Annotated in this window: 18 protein-coding genes; 6 read left to right on the top strand and 12 right to left on the bottom strand. The window is 72.0% G+C overall.

The features are described from left to right. The first annotated feature begins 175 nt into the window (after positions 1-175). Positions 176-613 (top strand): protein-tyrosine phosphatase family protein, encoded by a 438-nt coding sequence (locus ACIQAK_RS17015; protein WP_366389569.1) that lies wholly within the window; start codon positions 176-178, stop codon positions 611-613. 22 nt (positions 614-635) lie between these two features. Here ACIQAK_RS17015 and lepB read toward each other — a convergent pair whose 3' ends face one another. From lepB to ACIQAK_RS17040, 5 genes are all read right to left on the bottom strand, one after another. Beyond that, a complete protein-coding gene (gene lepB / locus ACIQAK_RS17020) occupies positions 636-1409 on the bottom strand; it encodes a signal peptidase I (protein WP_366389568.1) in 774 nt (257 codons plus the stop codon). A gap of 113 nt (positions 1410-1522) precedes the next feature. Continuing rightward, positions 1523-1834, bottom strand: a complete 312-nt coding sequence (locus ACIQAK_RS17025; protein WP_366389567.1) for a hypothetical protein — start codon at positions 1832-1834, stop codon at positions 1523-1525. 111 nt (positions 1835-1945) lie between these two features. After that, entirely contained in the window at positions 1946-2455 is a 510-nt protein-coding gene (locus ACIQAK_RS17030) for a DUF664 domain-containing protein (RefSeq protein WP_366389566.1), read from the bottom strand. A 159-nt stretch (positions 2456-2614) separates the two neighbouring features. Beyond that, positions 2615-2848, bottom strand: a complete 234-nt coding sequence (locus ACIQAK_RS17035; protein ID WP_366389565.1) for a hypothetical protein — start codon at positions 2846-2848, stop codon at positions 2615-2617. Between the two features lie 6 nt (positions 2849-2854). Beyond that, the gene (locus ACIQAK_RS17040; RefSeq protein WP_366389564.1) at positions 2855-3526 is read right to left on the bottom strand and encodes a TNT domain-containing protein; all 672 of its coding nucleotides are present in this window, start codon (positions 3524-3526) and stop codon (positions 2855-2857) included. 236 nt (positions 3527-3762) lie between these two features. Here ACIQAK_RS17040 and ACIQAK_RS17045 point away from each other — a divergent pair, with 236 nt between their 5' ends. Continuing rightward, complete coding sequence (locus ACIQAK_RS17045) at positions 3763-4266, top strand: DinB family protein (protein ID WP_366389563.1); 504 nt, start codon at positions 3763-3765, stop codon at positions 4264-4266. A gap of 257 nt (positions 4267-4523) precedes the next feature. On the opposite strand, the gene ACIQAK_RS17050 is transcribed toward ACIQAK_RS17045, so the two are convergent. The 4 genes from ACIQAK_RS17050 to ACIQAK_RS17065 form a co-directional block, all read right to left on the bottom strand. Then, positions 4524-5219, bottom strand: a complete 696-nt coding sequence (locus ACIQAK_RS17050) for a DUF4230 domain-containing protein (protein ID WP_366389562.1) — start codon at positions 5217-5219, stop codon at positions 4524-4526. 88 nt (positions 5220-5307) lie between these two features. Then, positions 5308-6114 (bottom strand): DUF4389 domain-containing protein, encoded by an 807-nt coding sequence (locus ACIQAK_RS17055; RefSeq protein ID WP_366389631.1) that lies wholly within the window; start codon positions 6112-6114, stop codon positions 5308-5310. A gap of 100 nt (positions 6115-6214) precedes the next feature. After that, positions 6215-6880 carry a LysE family translocator gene (locus tag ACIQAK_RS17060; RefSeq protein WP_366389561.1) on the bottom strand — a complete coding sequence of 222 codons (666 nt, stop codon included), beginning with the start codon at positions 6878-6880 and terminating at the stop codon, positions 6215-6217. 115 nt (positions 6881-6995) lie between these two features. Further along, the gene (locus ACIQAK_RS17065) at positions 6996-7649 is read right to left on the bottom strand and encodes a VanZ family protein (RefSeq protein ID WP_366389560.1); all 654 of its coding nucleotides are present in this window, start codon (positions 7647-7649) and stop codon (positions 6996-6998) included. Positions 7650-7746: 97 nt separating this feature from the next. Between ACIQAK_RS17065 and ACIQAK_RS17070 the strand changes: the two genes are divergently transcribed. Together ACIQAK_RS17070 and ACIQAK_RS17075 are read left to right on the top strand one after the other, a co-directional pair. Then, positions 7747-8247 carry a tetratricopeptide repeat protein gene (locus ACIQAK_RS17070; protein WP_366389559.1) on the top strand — a complete coding sequence of 167 codons (501 nt, stop codon included), beginning with the start codon at positions 7747-7749 and terminating at the stop codon, positions 8245-8247. A gap of 98 nt (positions 8248-8345) precedes the next feature. Beyond that, a complete protein-coding gene (locus tag ACIQAK_RS17075; protein ID WP_401848257.1) occupies positions 8346-9086 on the top strand; it encodes a YoaK family protein in 741 nt (246 codons plus the stop codon). 229 nt (positions 9087-9315) lie between these two features. Here ACIQAK_RS17075 and ACIQAK_RS17080 read toward each other — a convergent pair whose 3' ends face one another. Both ACIQAK_RS17080 and rpmG read right to left on the bottom strand, forming a co-directional pair. Continuing rightward, positions 9316-9576 (bottom strand): type B 50S ribosomal protein L31, encoded by a 261-nt coding sequence (locus ACIQAK_RS17080; protein WP_366389558.1) that lies wholly within the window; start codon positions 9574-9576, stop codon positions 9316-9318. Positions 9577-9650: 74 nt separating this feature from the next. Beyond that, positions 9651-9815, bottom strand: a complete 165-nt coding sequence (gene rpmG, locus ACIQAK_RS17085) for a 50S ribosomal protein L33 (RefSeq protein ID WP_366389557.1) — start codon at positions 9813-9815, stop codon at positions 9651-9653. A 274-nt stretch (positions 9816-10089) separates the two neighbouring features. Between rpmG and ACIQAK_RS17090 the strand changes: the two genes are divergently transcribed. Beyond that, a complete protein-coding gene (locus ACIQAK_RS17090) occupies positions 10090-11526 on the top strand; it encodes a SpoIIE family protein phosphatase (RefSeq protein WP_366389556.1) in 1437 nt (478 codons plus the stop codon). A gap of 103 nt (positions 11527-11629) precedes the next feature. Here ACIQAK_RS17090 and ACIQAK_RS17095 read toward each other — a convergent pair whose 3' ends face one another. Next, positions 11630-13126, bottom strand: a complete 1497-nt coding sequence (locus ACIQAK_RS17095) for a hypothetical protein (protein WP_366389555.1) — start codon at positions 13124-13126, stop codon at positions 11630-11632. Between the two features lie 231 nt (positions 13127-13357). Here ACIQAK_RS17095 and ACIQAK_RS17100 point away from each other — a divergent pair, with 231 nt between their 5' ends. Further along, positions 13358-14494: an aminoglycoside phosphotransferase family protein gene (locus ACIQAK_RS17100; protein WP_366389554.1), complete on the top strand. Its 1137-nt coding sequence runs from the start codon at positions 13358-13360 to the stop codon at positions 14492-14494. Positions 14495-14910 lie beyond the last annotated feature (416 nt).

A 14910-nucleotide genomic window follows, 5' to 3' on the forward strand; every position in this document is an offset into this window, starting at 1 on the left:
AAGGGCGCCCGCCGGACGGCGGCGGTGCCGGCCGGGGAGACGGGGGCCGCGCCCGCCGATTCCCCGGTGGGTGCGGCTGCCTGACCGGCGCGCTCAGGGAAGCGGGGCACGGGATCGCTGATCCGGTGCCCCGCTTCCGTGCTCCCGGCACGCTTCCGGTGGCTAGATTGACGGTATGAACGACAGCTGGGACGCGGCCGACCGAGCCGTACTGACACTGCCCTCCGGGCGCCTGGTACGCGGCCGGGGCCTGCGCAACCCGCTGCCCGAAGGGCGCGAGCCGGACTTCGCCGTCCATCTGCTGGGGCGTACGCCTCCCCCGGTCCGGTGGGAGTCGCAGTGGCTGCGGTGGCCCGACTTCCGGCTCCCGGCCGATCCGCGCCGGGCCCGGGAGCTCCTGGAGGAGGTGTGGCGGCGGGCTCCGCAGGAGCGGGTCGAGGTCGCCTGCGGGGGCGGGGTCGGGCGGACCGGGACGGCGCTGGCCGCCCTGGCCGTTCTGGACGGGGTCCCCGCCGAGGACGCGGTCACGTTCGTCCGCCGCGGCTACCACCCCCGGGCGGTGGAGACCCCGTGGCAGCGGCGCTACGTACGCAAGTTCGGCCGGCCCGGGTAGCTCCTCCGCCGAGCGGCCGCCGTCAGTGCGACGCCCGGCGGCGGCGCAGCAGGACGAGCGGGACGGCGGCGCCCACCGCCGCCGGTCCCGGCAGGAGGGCCGCCTCGGCCGCGGTGGAGAAGGTGGCGGGGACGGGCAGGCCGCTCCAGCGGCCGACCGGCCAGGCGACGACGACGGCGCGGCCGACGACCTCGTCCACCGGGACCATGCCGTCGTTGCGGTCGTCCCGGTGGTAGCGGGAGTCCGCGGACTCCTGACGGTGGTCGCCCATCACCCAGAGCATGCCCGGGGGGACGGTGACCTCGAACGTGCCCCTGTCGTCCCTGCTGCACGGGGTGTTGCCGGGGAACACATAGGGCTCGTCCAGGGCCTTGCCGTTGACCTTCACCGGTCCGTCGCCCGCGCACTCCACGGTGTCACCGCCGACGCCGATCACCCGCTTGATGAGGTCCTTCTCCTCGGCCGACGGCATCACGCCGACGAAGGTGAGCACCTTCTGCACGGTGTTGGGAGGGTCGACGGCCACGTTGTCGAGCCAGCCCGCCGGGTCGTGGAAGACGATCACCTCGCCGCGCTCCGGTTCGGAACCGAACCACGGGGTCAGCTTGTCGACGAGGACCCGGTCGCCCTTCCGCAGGGTGTTCCGCATGGACTCCGACGGAATGGAGAAGGCCTGGACGAGGAAGGTCTTGATGAGCAGGGCCAGGACCAGGGCGACCCCGATGAGGAGCGGGAGCTCCATCCAGAACGGCCGGTGCTTTCTCGTCCCCGCCCGCCGTGCACCCGCACGTACCATGCCGCCGCTCCTCGCCCCGTGTCCCCCGCACCCGCCCCGGTGGGGAACGGATCCTGTCGGGTCACTCTATGGGGCGCGGCGGACGCGGCGGGAGGCGGCTTTCGAGGTCGGCATCAGGAGGCGGGGGCGGGCGGTGCGGCGGGGGCGGTGCCGTCCGGTGGGACCGTGGCTCCGGCTCCCGCGCGCACGGCTTCGACCACGCTCTGGTGGAAGGCGCGGCTCTCCTCCTCGGAGGCGCACGGCACGGGGCTCCCCGCCAGGGTGAACCAGTCCGACGAGCCGCTGTACTGCACGGCCACCGAGGCCTGGCCCTCGGACCACGTCGTGTGCACCGTGAGGTCTCCGCTCAGGATGCCGGCTTCTTCGGTGCGGACTCCGCCTGTTCCCGCGAAGACACCGCTGGTCGTCCACGATGCCCAGCTCATGACGTGTCGCCTTTCGGACGATGACAAGCCTCTGCGGCGGACTGCTTCCGAGTATGGCACCGCTGTTGGGAGGGTGCACGGGGTGCGGCGGCGTCCCGTCCGCCGCCCCTCTCACGCGCGTTCTCGTACGCCCCGGACGAATGCGGCCTGGCCCGCGTGCTGGAGGTCTTCGGCGATGACGCTGATCAGCCGGGCACCCAGGGTCACCGGGGGTGACCAGGCCTCGTCGACGATGCGGTCGAGGGCGCGGCCGTCCAGTCCGCGGACGAAGCCGAGGGTCTGTTCGTGGACGGCGTCGTAGTAGCCGAGGAGCAGATCGGCCGAGTCCACGCGGACGGCGGCGACCTCTTCGCTGCTCTGCCCGTACCCTGTCGCCGCGTCGTCGAAGGGGAGCTTGAAGCGGTCGGCCCAGCCCTTGGTGAGCCAGACCTGGCCGGTGCCCGCAACGTCGGCGATGTGGTCGTCCTGGACCCGGGTGAGGTGCCAGACGAGCCAGGAGATCGAGTTCGCGTCGTCGTCGAGCCGGGCGTTGAGGTCGTCGGCCGGGAGTCCGTCGACCGCAGCGTGGACCGCTTCCCGGACCCGGTCGAACGCCTCGGCCAGCATGCCTGCACTGTTCATCCGATCAGCTTGGCCTCCCGGACCGTGGCGACCCGGCTGCGACACACCGCCTGGGCCCCTGCGCCGCGCGACGCATCCACTTGACGGACAGCGGCCTGACCTCGCGGGAGCGCTGCTGCTGGATCGCGCCGGGGAGGCCGGGGCGAAGGAAGGGAGGGGTCAGACCAGCAGCCGCAGCAGGTGGACGCAGGCGGCGGCCTCGTCCGGGTGGCGGGCGAGGACTTCGTCCCGGCCGCGTTCGTGCGCGCCGGTCTCCCATCCGCCGCCCGCCGCCCGTCGCAGGAAGAGGAAGTCGGGCGGGGTGGGGACCGGTTCGTGGACGCCTTCGATCCGGTAGTAGCCGCCGGGGATCCCGGCCTCCATGAGTGCGGCGTGCACTGCTTGACGGTCCACGGGGTGCTACGCGCCGGCCGGCGTGAGGTAGCCGTGGTCCAGCAGCCACTTCACGTTCAGCCGCCGGCCCTCGCCCGGGTCGAGGAAGACCGGGTCGAGCTTGATCTGCCGGCCGCCGCCGGGCTGCTCGAACCACGGGGCGATGCTGCCCTGCCAGACCCAGAAGGGCTTCGCCACCTTGTAGACCCGGTAGTCGCAGGGGGTCGCCGCTTCCCGGGTGTTGAGGTTCTGCGGGGGCAGGGCACGCTCGGCGTAGGCGTCGCCGGCCGGGGCGAGGTAGCCGCCGTACTCCGAGCCGAAGCGGTCCAGGCGCTGGCCGGGGCGGAGCTTGGAAGGTTCTTTGTCGATCTCGCCGTTGATCTCGCCGAAGCCGTCGTTGGGCGGGTACTTCCAGCTTCCGGTGTCCGCGGGCCCCTCCCAGTACTTCTTGAGGAAGGCCTGCGGGGAGAGGCCGCCGGTGCGCTGGTAACCCTTCAGGAGCGGGCCGACCGGAGCGAGACGGTTGTTCGGCAGCCACTTGGGGCCGAGCCGGGCATCACCGCGGTGTTCGCCGGTGCAGGGTTCGTGCCGCTCGGCGGCCACGGGGGCGTCGGGCTGCGGGGCGGCGGTCGCCGTGGGGGCGGTGATCAGTCCGGCGGTGATGCCGAGCGCGGCAAGGGCGGTACGCATGCGGTTCATTCGGGAATCCCCTCGAGCACTGATGATCCATCAGCTGGCTGACGAAGGGTATCCGCTCGACTACGTTGAGCATCCGCGCCATGCCGCTGCCTGGAACTGGCCGGAGAGCCCGCCGCCCACGAGTCACCCGCCTCCTGAAACACGCCTGGGGTCGATGGTGCCCCCGGCTCGGCGCGGTGACCGTCCGGCGACAAACACCTCGACAGCGGGCGCGGTGATCGGGGACGCTTCGCATGATGACCAGAATCGATGACACACCGCCCGCGTGGGATGAGCGCACCCAGCTCACCACGTTTCTCGACTACGCACGGGAAACCGCCCGCGCCAAGTGCGCCGGCCTCTCCGCGGAGAACGCACGCAAGGCGCTCCTGCCGGGCACACCGCTGATGACCATGAGCGCAGTGATCAACCACCTGCGCTGGGTCGAGTACTACTGGTTCCAGGTGGTCTTCCTCGGCGAGGAGGACCGGGCCCCCATGACGGAGGAGGACCCCGACCGCGAGATGCGTATCGCCGTCGACTTCCCGCTCACGCGGTTGCTCGACGAGTACGCGGAACAGAGCGCCCGCTACCGCGAACTGGTCGCCGGAAACGACCTGGACGAGCGGGCCGAGGGAACCATCCGCAACGGCCTCCACGTCGACCTGCGCTGGATCCTCCTCCACCTCACGGAGGAGACGGCCCGCCACAACGGCCACCTGGACATCCTGCGCGAGATGCTCGACGGCACGACCGGCTAGTGGATACGGCAGGGACCACGGGCGGAGCCGGGGTCGGATCGGGGCGACCGTGACGGTGCCGTGGAGGATGCAGCCGCGCCTGTCGAACCTCGTGGCCTAGGCCCACAAGTTCTTCCACGCGTCGATCGTCCGCTCGACTTCGTTCCCGCGCTTGCGGATCGTCTTGGCGAAACCTGCGGATCGGCCGCCCTTGCTGCCCCTCCGTCGGCGGTCGGCCCGCTGGTTCCTCGGTTCGGGGACGGTGTGCCGGACAGGCCCTAGTCGTCGTAGCGGACCGTGACACGCTCGAAGCCGAGGGAGCCGAGCAGCCCCTTCAGCATGTCGGCGGTGTTCTTCTCGGCGCGGGCGGTCAGCCCGCTCTCCTTCGCCGCCTCGCCGATGTGCCGGACGGCCAGTTGGTTGACCGCCTGCTCACTGCTCGGGTTGTCGGAGATGAGGTCGCCGAGCCGGTCGAGGAGCCCGCGCTGCTTGGAGACGGCGTAGGAGCGGTCCGGGTCCAGGGCCGGCCTGCCCAGCACCGCGCGGGGCAGCCGGATCTCGGCCGTGGTGCGGTCCTCGTTGACGACCACGCCGTCCTCGGTGACCTTCCCCAGGTTGACGGAGGCGCCTACGGTGCCCGCGCCGACGAACAGGGTGCGGGTGCCGCGTACCGCGTCGGGCAGGAACTTGGCGTCCTTCTCCAGGTCGACGACGACCTGGAAGTTGCCCGAGGCCGCCTCGTAGGCGCTCATGTCCTGGATCGACTTGAGCACAGCGGGGCCGGACCGGTCGTGGGTCTCCTCCCCGAAGAGGCCGTCGAGGCTCGGCAGCAGGCTGAGCTTGCCGCCGGCGAACAGCAGGGCCAGGACGGCCGCGATGATGCCGACGGCCTTCAGCAGGCCCCGCCCGGGACGGGGCGTGGGCTTCTTCCCGCTCTGCGGGGCGGTGTCCGTGATTGCGTCGCTGGACGTCATGGACTGCATGTGACCCACCGCCGCGTTTTCAACCCATCTTCCCTGCGGAATGGGCCGGTTCGGGTAGGCAGACGCAGACGCGGGGTCTTCACGGGCGGCCGGGGAGCTCCGTGGTGTCGTCGGAGGTCGTGGTGGTGGTCACCGATGTGGTGATGTCGCCCGCGACGCCGAGCACCAGGAAGAGCACCACGAGCCACTTCGCGGCGCCGCTCATGATCAGCGGCCGGGTGGCGGAGCGGGAGCGGCCCGGCGCCACGGCGAGGTCGTCGTCCCCGAACAGCCCCTTGGGGTAGGCCGGGGTGAGCATCATGGCGTACGCGGAGAAGCGCGTCCGGTAGCGCAGGGTGGCCGCCGTCGCCTCGAACAGGGGCCGCGGCATCCGGCCGAGGACCAGCGTGATCACCCACCATACGAAGGCCAGGGCCCACCACCCGTAGACCGCGAGGCTCTGCACGATCGCCGCCGGGATCATCAGGAGGATCCGGAACAGCACCGCGAGCCGGTTGAGAGCCGTCGGCCGTACGTCGATCCGGACCGGGTAGTCGGGCGGCGGGATCAGGGCGAAGGGCGGATAGCGGTCGATCAGCAGCATCTGGCTCGCCGACACGCGCATGTCGTAGCCGAGGAACCCGGCGAGGAACCGGAAGACGGGCTCGGGCAGCCGCCCCAGGACCAGGGCGGCGAACCAGCCCGCGACGACGGCGAAGAAGGCCGCGATGTGCAGGACGAACAGCACGATGAAGTGGGGGATCAGCAGCAGAAGTCGCAGCAGGACCGTGAGCCGGCGCTGACGGCCGGGCTCGACGATGTCGAGGACGGGTCTGAACTCGTCGGCGTCGGCCTCCTTGCGGCCCGGGCTCCACCGGCCATCGGCCCTGTCGCTCCTCCTCGGCAGGGGGTCCGTACGACATCCACGCGCAGGACATGCCCCCACGCTGCCGCCGCGGGCTTCCCCCCGCGAACGGCCGCGACCCGAACGGGTGGAGCGGCGGGTTTCAGGCTGCCGCGACGCCGACGCCGACACCCATGGCGATGAACAGCCATCCGGTCGTCAGTTCCCAGCGGCTGCGGACCCCGGGACGGGCGAGCAGGGTCCGCAGCCGGGCGGCGACGACCACCAGGGCGAACCAGTAGACGATGCCGATGAGGACGTCGAGGGTGCCGAGGAAGAGGATCTGACGGGTCGCCGATCCGTCGCCGTGGACGAACTGCGGCAGGATGCTGAGGAAGAACAGGACTGCCTTGGGGTTCAGGACGTTGGTGAGCAGTCCCTGGGTGAATCCGGACCGCCATCGGGCGCCTGCCGATTCCGCCGGCCGGGGCGGCTGCGGCGCGGCAGCCGGGCCGGTGTCCGTCGTTGAGGACCGGTCCCGTGCGGCCCGCCGGGCCGCGATCACCGCCCGGATGCCGAGGTGGATCAGGTAGGCGGCGCCCAGCAGCTTGATGGCGTCGTAGACCAGCGGGGACCGGGCGGCGATGACCGACAACCCGATGGCGGCGGCGAGCATATGCACGCAGAGGCCCGCCTGGGCGCCCAGGGCCGCGGCTCGTCCCTTCGACGGGTGTTCGGCCGCCGATCGGAGGACCACGAGGAAGTCTGGTCCGGGCACCATGTAGGCCACCAGCACCACGCCGAGGAAACCGATGAGGTCGACCGACATCCGGTCTCCGTTCGTTCGTCCGGGGCGTTCCGGTCCGGGGTGGCGTGCATACGGGAGGGAGGGTGAGGGGTGCCGGCGGGCGGGCGCCTTCAGGGGTATCCGGCGGCAGGAACCGTCAGCGCCTGCGGACCCGGTCGAGCAGGGCGCGAGCGGGTCCGGGCCGCGCGGTGTCCCCGGCAGGGCGCCCGTCCGGCGCCTTCGACCAGGGCTCGGTCCGGGTCGGCGACGGCGCCGGCTCCGCGACCGCCTTCGGCCGGGGCTTCTCCGCCGGTGTTCGGGGGGCATGTGCGTGCGCGTGGTAGTGGTGGCTGATCCGGCGGCCCACCAGCAGGTAGGCGATCAGGGCGCCCGCGGTGTTGAGGATGACGTCGTCGATGTCGAAGGCGCGGCCGGCGACCAGGGCGCCCTGGATGAGTTCCACGACGGTCATCACGGCGGCGGTCAGCAGCGTCATGCTGACCATCCGGAGGCGGCGGGGCACGATGAACGGCAGCAGCAGCCCGAACGGCACACCGAGGAGCAGGTTCCCGCCCGCCTGCTTGCAGGCGGCGAGGAAGGTGTAGTCCTCGGCGTACTGGCGCAGGGACCGGCCCGGCCGCAGATTCGATGTGACGATGTCCTCGGAGGCCGGTGAGGGGGTGAGCGTCACCTTGGCCAGGAAGACGGAGAACGCCACCAGTCCCAGCAGCACCAGTGTCAGTACGGTCACCCGGAGCAGTACCCGCGCCCATGCCCCCTGTCGTGTCAGGGGTTTCACCTCTGCAGTCATGGCGGACAGGTGCCCGCGCGGGGGCGGAACACACCAGGGCGGGCGTCCGGGCCCGAAAATCGTCCGGTGGTCCGGTTCCGCCTGCGACGATGGGCGTATGAGCGCACGTGAGAAGAAGGACCTGCTGGCCGAGACCGACCGGCTGCGCGAGGAGGGCCGGGCCGGGGAGGCGCGCGAGCGGCTGCTCGCCCTGACCGCCCGGTTCCCCGACGACGCGGACGTGGCCTACCGCACCGCCTGGATCCACGATGTCCTGGGCCTGGAGACCGAGGCGGTGGCGTACTACGAACGGAGCTTGGCGGGCGCGGGGCTCGGAGCGGAGGACCGGAGGGGGGCGCTGCTGGGGCTCGGCAGTACCTACCGGGTGCTGGGGCGGTACGGGCAGGCCGTGGAGACGCTCCGACGGGGCGTCGAGGAGTTCCCGGACGACGGGGCGCTAAAGACGTTCCTGGCGATGGCCCTGTTCAACACGGAGGAGCACCACGAGGCGATGCAGCTGCTGCTGCGGCTGGTGGCGTCGACCAGTGACGACGGACGGGTCCAGAGGTACCGGCCGGCCATCGAGCACTACGCGAAGGATCTCGACGAGACGATCTGACCGGGCGCCGGTCCGGGTGACCGGAGGCGGCGGCCCGCGCCGCGCCGCGCCACCCGTCGAGTGCGGTGCTGGAGCGTGTGCGTGCCGAGAATGCTCCTGTGCGCTCCGCTCCCCCGCCTTCGTCCCCTTCTTCCGCCGCGCCGCGGGCCGACCTCTCTCCGCGGCGCGGCGCGTGGGCGCTGCTGCTCCTGTCGGCGGCTTCCGGGGCGGCGGACGCGTTCGTCTTCCTCTGTGTGGGACAGGTCTTCGCGGGGGTGATGACCGGGAACCTGGTCCTGCTGGGGGCCTCGGCCGCCGGAGCGGGTGAGGACGGGGTGGCGCCGCGGGTGGTCACCGCCCTGGCGGCGTACGCCTGCGGGGCCGCGTCCGGTGCTCTGCCGACGGGGCGGCCGGGGTTGCCGCTCGGGGTGATGCTGCCGGCCGAGGTCGTCCTGCTCGGGGCGGCGGCCGTGCTGTGGGGGCTGGATCTGGTGGAGTCGTACGGTGACCGGCTCGGGCTGCTGGCCCTGGTGTCGCTGGCGATGGGCATCCAGGGGCGTATCCGGGTGACGCCGACGAACTACTTCACCGGAACCCTCACCTCGCTCGTCGGCCGCGCGGCGGCACGGGAGCTGGAGCCGGGGGACGTCTGGGTGCTGGGGCGGCTGGGGGCGGTGGTGGCCGGGGCGGCACTCGCGGCCTCGGCGGAGCGGTGGTGGAGCCCGGGGGCCGCACTGGGTGCGGTGGTTCTGGCTGCGGGGGCGCTGGTCCTCGACATCGCGTCGCGCGGAGGGCGGCGGCCGGGCCCGGATACGGGGAAGCCCCGGCCGGATCGGGGGAATCCAGCCGGGGCGGCTTGAGTGCGGGTGAGGGGCGGTCGCCTCCCGGCGAGTGGCTCCATGGGGCTTCGGCTGAGCGAGCTTTCCCATGGGCTGTCGGTGAGGCCCGGGGACACCGTCCCCCTCACACCCACGTATAGATGAACGATAAACCATCTGGGACTGTTCCCGGGAACCCGCCCCCTGGGATGTGATCCAGGGCACGGGTCTCGGCTCCCCCGTCGGCGCAGCCGGTCCGGTCAGCTACCGGTCAGCCACGGGACGTCTCGCCGGCGCCGTAACGGCGACGGAACCGCTCGACGCGGCCCGCCGTGTCGAGCACCTGACGGCCCCCGGTGCAGAACGGGTGGCTCGCCGACGAGGTCTCCACGTCGATGACGGGATAGGTGTTGCCGTCCTCCCAGCTCACGCGCTCGCCGGAGTCGGCGGTCGAGCGCGTCAGGAAAGCGACGTCCGCGGCGCGGTCGCGGAAGACCACAGGGCGGGAGACGGGGTGGATACGGGACTTCATCGATGCGTTCCATTCCTCACCGCGGATGGCGGTGGCGGTGGCGGTGACGGGGCGGATTCCTCCGCGCGCGGCGGTCAGCGGCTTTCGCGGAAGAGGACGTGCTGCCCGGCGGCGGCGTCGAACTTGCGCAGTTCCAGCCGGTCGGGGGTGTTGCGGCGGTTCTTGCGGGTCACATAGCTGCTGCCCGTTCCGGCGGTGGACCGGAGGGTCACGACGGGCCTGAGGTCGTTGCGTGCCATGGGCACCTCCCGTGGTGCTGGACGACCCCACCCCCGTAACGGGAATGGGATTCGTTTTCGTTCTGGTGCCATAACGCGGCCCACACCCCCGGCATTCCCGAGGCTCCGTACGCCCGTTCGGAGACTCAGCCCTCTCGCGGAGCCCGTGGCATATGCCAGAAGCAACACCTCGTCGAGTGTTGCCGTATCCCTTACGGGCCGCCGCGGCCTGTGCGACAGTCGATAGCGGTCCACCCCAAGACCCGGCCGCGCCGCGCCTGTATCGGAGTACGAGATGCCGTCCCATCTGTTCGCGGACCGCCCCGCACCACAGCCTCCCGCGCGCGACGCCGTGGACGCCCTGATCCATCGCACGCGTCAGCTGCGCGGGGACGTGGACGCGGTGGGACGGAACACGACGGCGACCGACGAGGACGGGCCCCAGGCGCGCTGGCAGCGCGCCCTGTGCGACCTGGCCGTCCAGCACCTCGACAACCTGGACGAGCACCTCGGTCAGCTCAGGGCCGGTCCGCCGGCCCAGCGCGCCACCGACCGGGAGGGCCATGCCCTCCCCGACGGCCCGCCGGCCGGTGCCGCGCCGAGCCGGGTGGGCAGCGCGGAATGGAACCTCCTCACCGACGAGGTCAGCTGGTCCGAGGAGTTGTACGAGATCTTCGGCCGGCCAACCGGTTCACCTCCGCTCTCGCTGGACGACCTGCCCTCCGTACTGCTCCCCGACGACCAGCCGAAGCTGACCTCCATGGTGACGGGCTGCCTCGTGGACGGGCGGCCGATGGACGGGGAGTTCCGTATCGTCCTCCCCGACAACCAGGTGCGCACGCTCCACATGACGGGCGAGCCGGTCCTCGACTCCGAGGGCTGCACCGCCGCCATGTGGGCCCTCCTGCGGGACGTCAGCGAGCTGCGCCGCGGCGAGGAGACGGTCAGCCGGAGCCGGGACTCGGCCCGGCGCGACGAGCGGATCGGGCGCGTGGAGCAGTGGATGGCCGTGGAGTTCCAGGAGAGCGTCCATGCGTCGTGGCGCGGTTCGCCAGGCCTTGCGCGACGGGGCGCCGGCGCCCTGGACATCGCCGCCCGCCGTCTCCCGTCCGCCTCCGGCGGCCTCATCGGCGGCGAGTGGTACGACGCGATGGAGTTACCGGACGGCCGGACCCTGCTGACCGTCGGTGATCTGACCGGGCACGGGATGCCCGCCGGCTCGGCCACGGCCATGATGTCCGGCGCGCTGCGTGGCATGGCCATCGCCGGTATCGAGCCGGGCGCCCTGATGGGTCACCTCGACCACCTCCTAGAGACATCGATACAGCCCGCCCTGGGCAGCGCCCTGTGCTGCCGCTTCGACCCGGCGACCGGCGTCCTCTCCTGGGCACAGGCGGGACACCCCGCGCCCCTCCTCTTCCGTGACGGAACGGGACGGCAACTGCCGTCCCTGGACGGGGTGCTGCTCGGTGCGGCGTCCCAGGTCGCCTACGACGTCGCCTACGAACAGGACGAGGTCCCTCTGCTCCCCGGCGACGTGCTGGTGCTCCACACGGACGGCCTGACGCGGCGCAGCGACCGGGGTGCGGGCCCGGAGACGCTGCTCGCCCTCGCCTCGCGGTTCGCACAGGCCCGTACGGCACAGGAGTGTGTGCGGGGCGTGGTCGAGGAGTTCGGCGGGGCCGAACAGCTGGACGCCGCGTGTGTACTGGTCGCCCGGGTCGGGGCGTGAGGGAGCGCGTGCGCGCACAGGATCGTTCGTGAGGGCTGCCGGGGCGTCATGACGGCAGGCTCGCGCGGCGGTTACGGTCTCCGCCCGCGGACGCGTACAGAGATCAGGCCTGCGCACCCCTGGTCTTCTTGGCGGCCGGGCTCTGCGGCAGCGAGAGCTCGATCTGCTCGCGGAGGTCCTGGATCTTGCCGTAGCCCGCGAACTGGCCGGTGAGCCGGTACATTTCGCGCAGCCGGTCCCAGGTGCGGTGCGAGGAGGTCTCCCCCATCGACACCAGGGCGAGCCGGGCGTACCGGTCGGCCTGTTCGGGGTCGTTGGCGATGAAGCAGGCCGAGGCGAGCGAGATGTAGTCGAAGATCTTGGACCGCTGGCGTCCGTTGATCCGCAGCTCCAGCGCCTGCTTGGCATGGCGCTGGGCGGTGGACGCGGCCGCCGTGTCGTGCTCGGCCAGGGTGCGGAACGCCAGTGCCTGCATGCCGTGCATGTCGGCCTCGTCGAACATCTGCATCCAGCTCGGCGGCGGCACATCACCCTTGTCCGAGACGAAGAGCTCCTCCGCCTCGCCGAGGGTGCGCCGCATGGCCTGGCCCCGGCCCATCGCCGCCTGTGCCCAGGCTTCGATGGTGCGCAGCATCGCCTGCGTACGGGGCAGGGTCTCGTCGCCCGAGCCCGACTTCGCCAGCTTCATCAGGTCGAGGGCGTCGTCGGGGCGGCCCAGGTGGACCATCTGGCGCGCGGCGCGGGAGAGCGCCTCACCGGCGCGCGGCCGGTCACCGCCCTCCCTGGCCGCGTGGGCGGCGATGACGAAGTACTTCTGGGCGGTGGGTTCGAGGCCGACGTCGTGGGACATCCAGCCCGCGAGTACGGCGAGGTTGGCGGCGACGCCCCACAGGCGGCGCTGGAGATGGTCGGGGTGACGGTAGGCGAGCATGCCGCCCACCTCGTTGAGCTGGCCCACGACGGCCTTGCGCTGGAGTCCGCCGCCACGGGAGGCGTCCCAGGCGCGGAACACCTCGACCGAGTGCTCCAGGGCCTCGATCTCCTCGGATCCCACGGGCGCGGCCTCGTACCGGTCGAGGCCGGCGGGGTCGGCGTGCTGGGGATCGTTGGCACGTGGAGCGTCGAGGGCCGGAGCGGGGTTGCTGTGCAGCCAGTCGTACATGGGGCCGGCGATGGTGGAGCCGGCGGCGAGCGCGGCGCCCGCACCCACCAAGCCGCGTCGGTTGAGCATGAGGTCCATTCCCGTGAATTCGGTGAGGACCGCCGCCGTCCGCTCGGGCGCCCACGGCAGTTGATCGGGATCGTGTTCCGTCCCTGAGTCACGCCGTTTTCCCACACGCCCGCGTCGGCCGAACCCGAGGTCCTCGATGGTCACGACACGGCCGAGCCGCTCGGTGAACAGGGCTGCCAGCACTTCGGGCACGGGATCACGGGGGGATTCCCCCATGTCGATCCAGCGCCTGACCCGCGAGGTGTCGGTGGCCAGCTGCGGGTGGCCCATGGCCGCCGCCTGCCGGTTCACCATTCTCGCGAGTTCGCCCTTGGACCAGCCGGCCAGGCCGAACAGGTCAGAAAGGCGGGTGTTGGGTTCTCCGGTCACGTCAAGCCCCCAGGTTCTCGGCTGACTTGACACTAACCCCCTGTCAGATGCGCTGTGACTATTCGCCAGGGTTCGCCAGGGTCCGCCAGATGGTCTGCCACCCGCGCTCCGGTGTCAGGTAGGAAAGCGCCACCCCGCCCGGCAGCCCTAGGTACTCCCCAGGGTGCCGAACGGCCGTCGGCCGGGTTGGCGCCCGTAACTTGTCGGCGCACGAAGGGATCTGTCCCGCCCATGTACACAGCATCGTCCTCCGTGTCCGCCCCGCCCCGGCCGCTCCGCCCCATGGGGACGGGCGGCGGGCCGTATCTCGCCCCTCACGGCGGCGCACCGGCGCAGGGTCTGGGCCGGACCAGGCGGGCGGCGGGACCGGGCGCCGGACCTCTCAGTGGAAGGATCGACCTCTCCGGGCCGCAGGGTGCGCAGGTGCGCATGGCCATCGCCTCCGTGCAGCGCATCTGCCCCGAGTTCAACCCGGTCCAGGTCCTGCGGCGCAGCGGCCGTTCCGTCCTGATCGTGGGCGCCACCGGGCGGGCCACCGCCGTGGCGAAGTGTTTACTGGACCACTCGCCCGCCTGGACGGAACGGTTCCAGCACGAAATAGCGTCGTACCGCGCGTTCGTCCGGCACCGCCCCCCGGTTCGGGTGCCCCGGCTGATCGCGGCGGACCCGGAGAACTGCACGCTGGTGATCGAGCGGATGCCGGGCCGGGTGGCCGCGCTGACCCGGCACCCGGCGGAGGCCCCGCCGCGGGCCGACATCCGTGCCGCCCTCGGCGCGATCGCGCGGGTGAACGCCTGGCGGCCGCCGCCCGGGCTGTTCGAGGCGCCGCTCGACTACGCCTCGCGTATCTCGCGCTACCACGAGCTCGGGCTGTTCACCGACCGCGACCTGGGCGACCTGCAGAAGCTGCTGCACGGTCTGGCCCACGCGGGCGGGCGCCAGGGCATGGGCCAGTTCTGCCACGGTGACGCGCTGCTCTCCAACATCCTGCTGTCCCCGACCGGCCCGGTGCTGGTCGACTGGGAGCACGCGGGCTGGTACCTGCCGGGCTACGACCTGGCGACCCTGTGGACGGTGCTGGGTGACGCCCCGGTGGCGCGGCGTCAGATCAGCCAGCTGGCGCAGGCCAGGGGACCGGCGGCGCGGGACGCGTTCCTGGTGAACCTGATGCTCGTACTGACCCGGGAGATCCGTAACTACGAGACGGCCGTGCAGCGCACCATGCGCGAGGCGCCCGCGGCGGGCGCGGGCCAGGACCGGCCGGGCGCGCTCTCCTCGGGCGAGGAGCAGCGGCTGCTGCTGCGCCGGCTGCACGACGACTGCGCGATGGCGCGGCGGGCGGTGCGGGCGGCGGTGGGTACGCGCTGAGTCCGCCCGCCTCGCGCCGAGGGTGGGTGGGCAAGGCGGGCTGAGAGACCACTGCACAAGGGAAGCGCGCTGCGGGACCGGTGCCGACACACCGGTACCGCAGCGCGCTGCGTTGTTTTCGGGCGTAGCTGCCCCTGCGGTGTGGCTGCCCCTGGGGTGTAACTGCTTCTTCGGCGGGCCTGCCTCATGGCGTGACCGCACGGCGTGGCGGAGGGCCGCGAGAGCACCGGCCCTCCGTGACGGGACAGTGACCGCTCGTCATGCCGAGGCCCGCCCCGGGTGAGGCGCGCCACGAGACCCACGTCACCTACGACCTTCGATAGTGGGTCACTTCGATAGTGGGTCACAGCACTCCCCTGCGGCGCGACCGAACACCCGAAGCGGACATTTCGCCTAATCTCCTATCAGGGGTAGTA

The sequence above is a fragment of the Streptomyces sp. NPDC088706 genome, assembly GCF_044752765.1.
Taxonomy (GTDB): Bacteria; Actinomycetota; Actinomycetes; order Streptomycetales; family Streptomycetaceae; genus Streptomyces.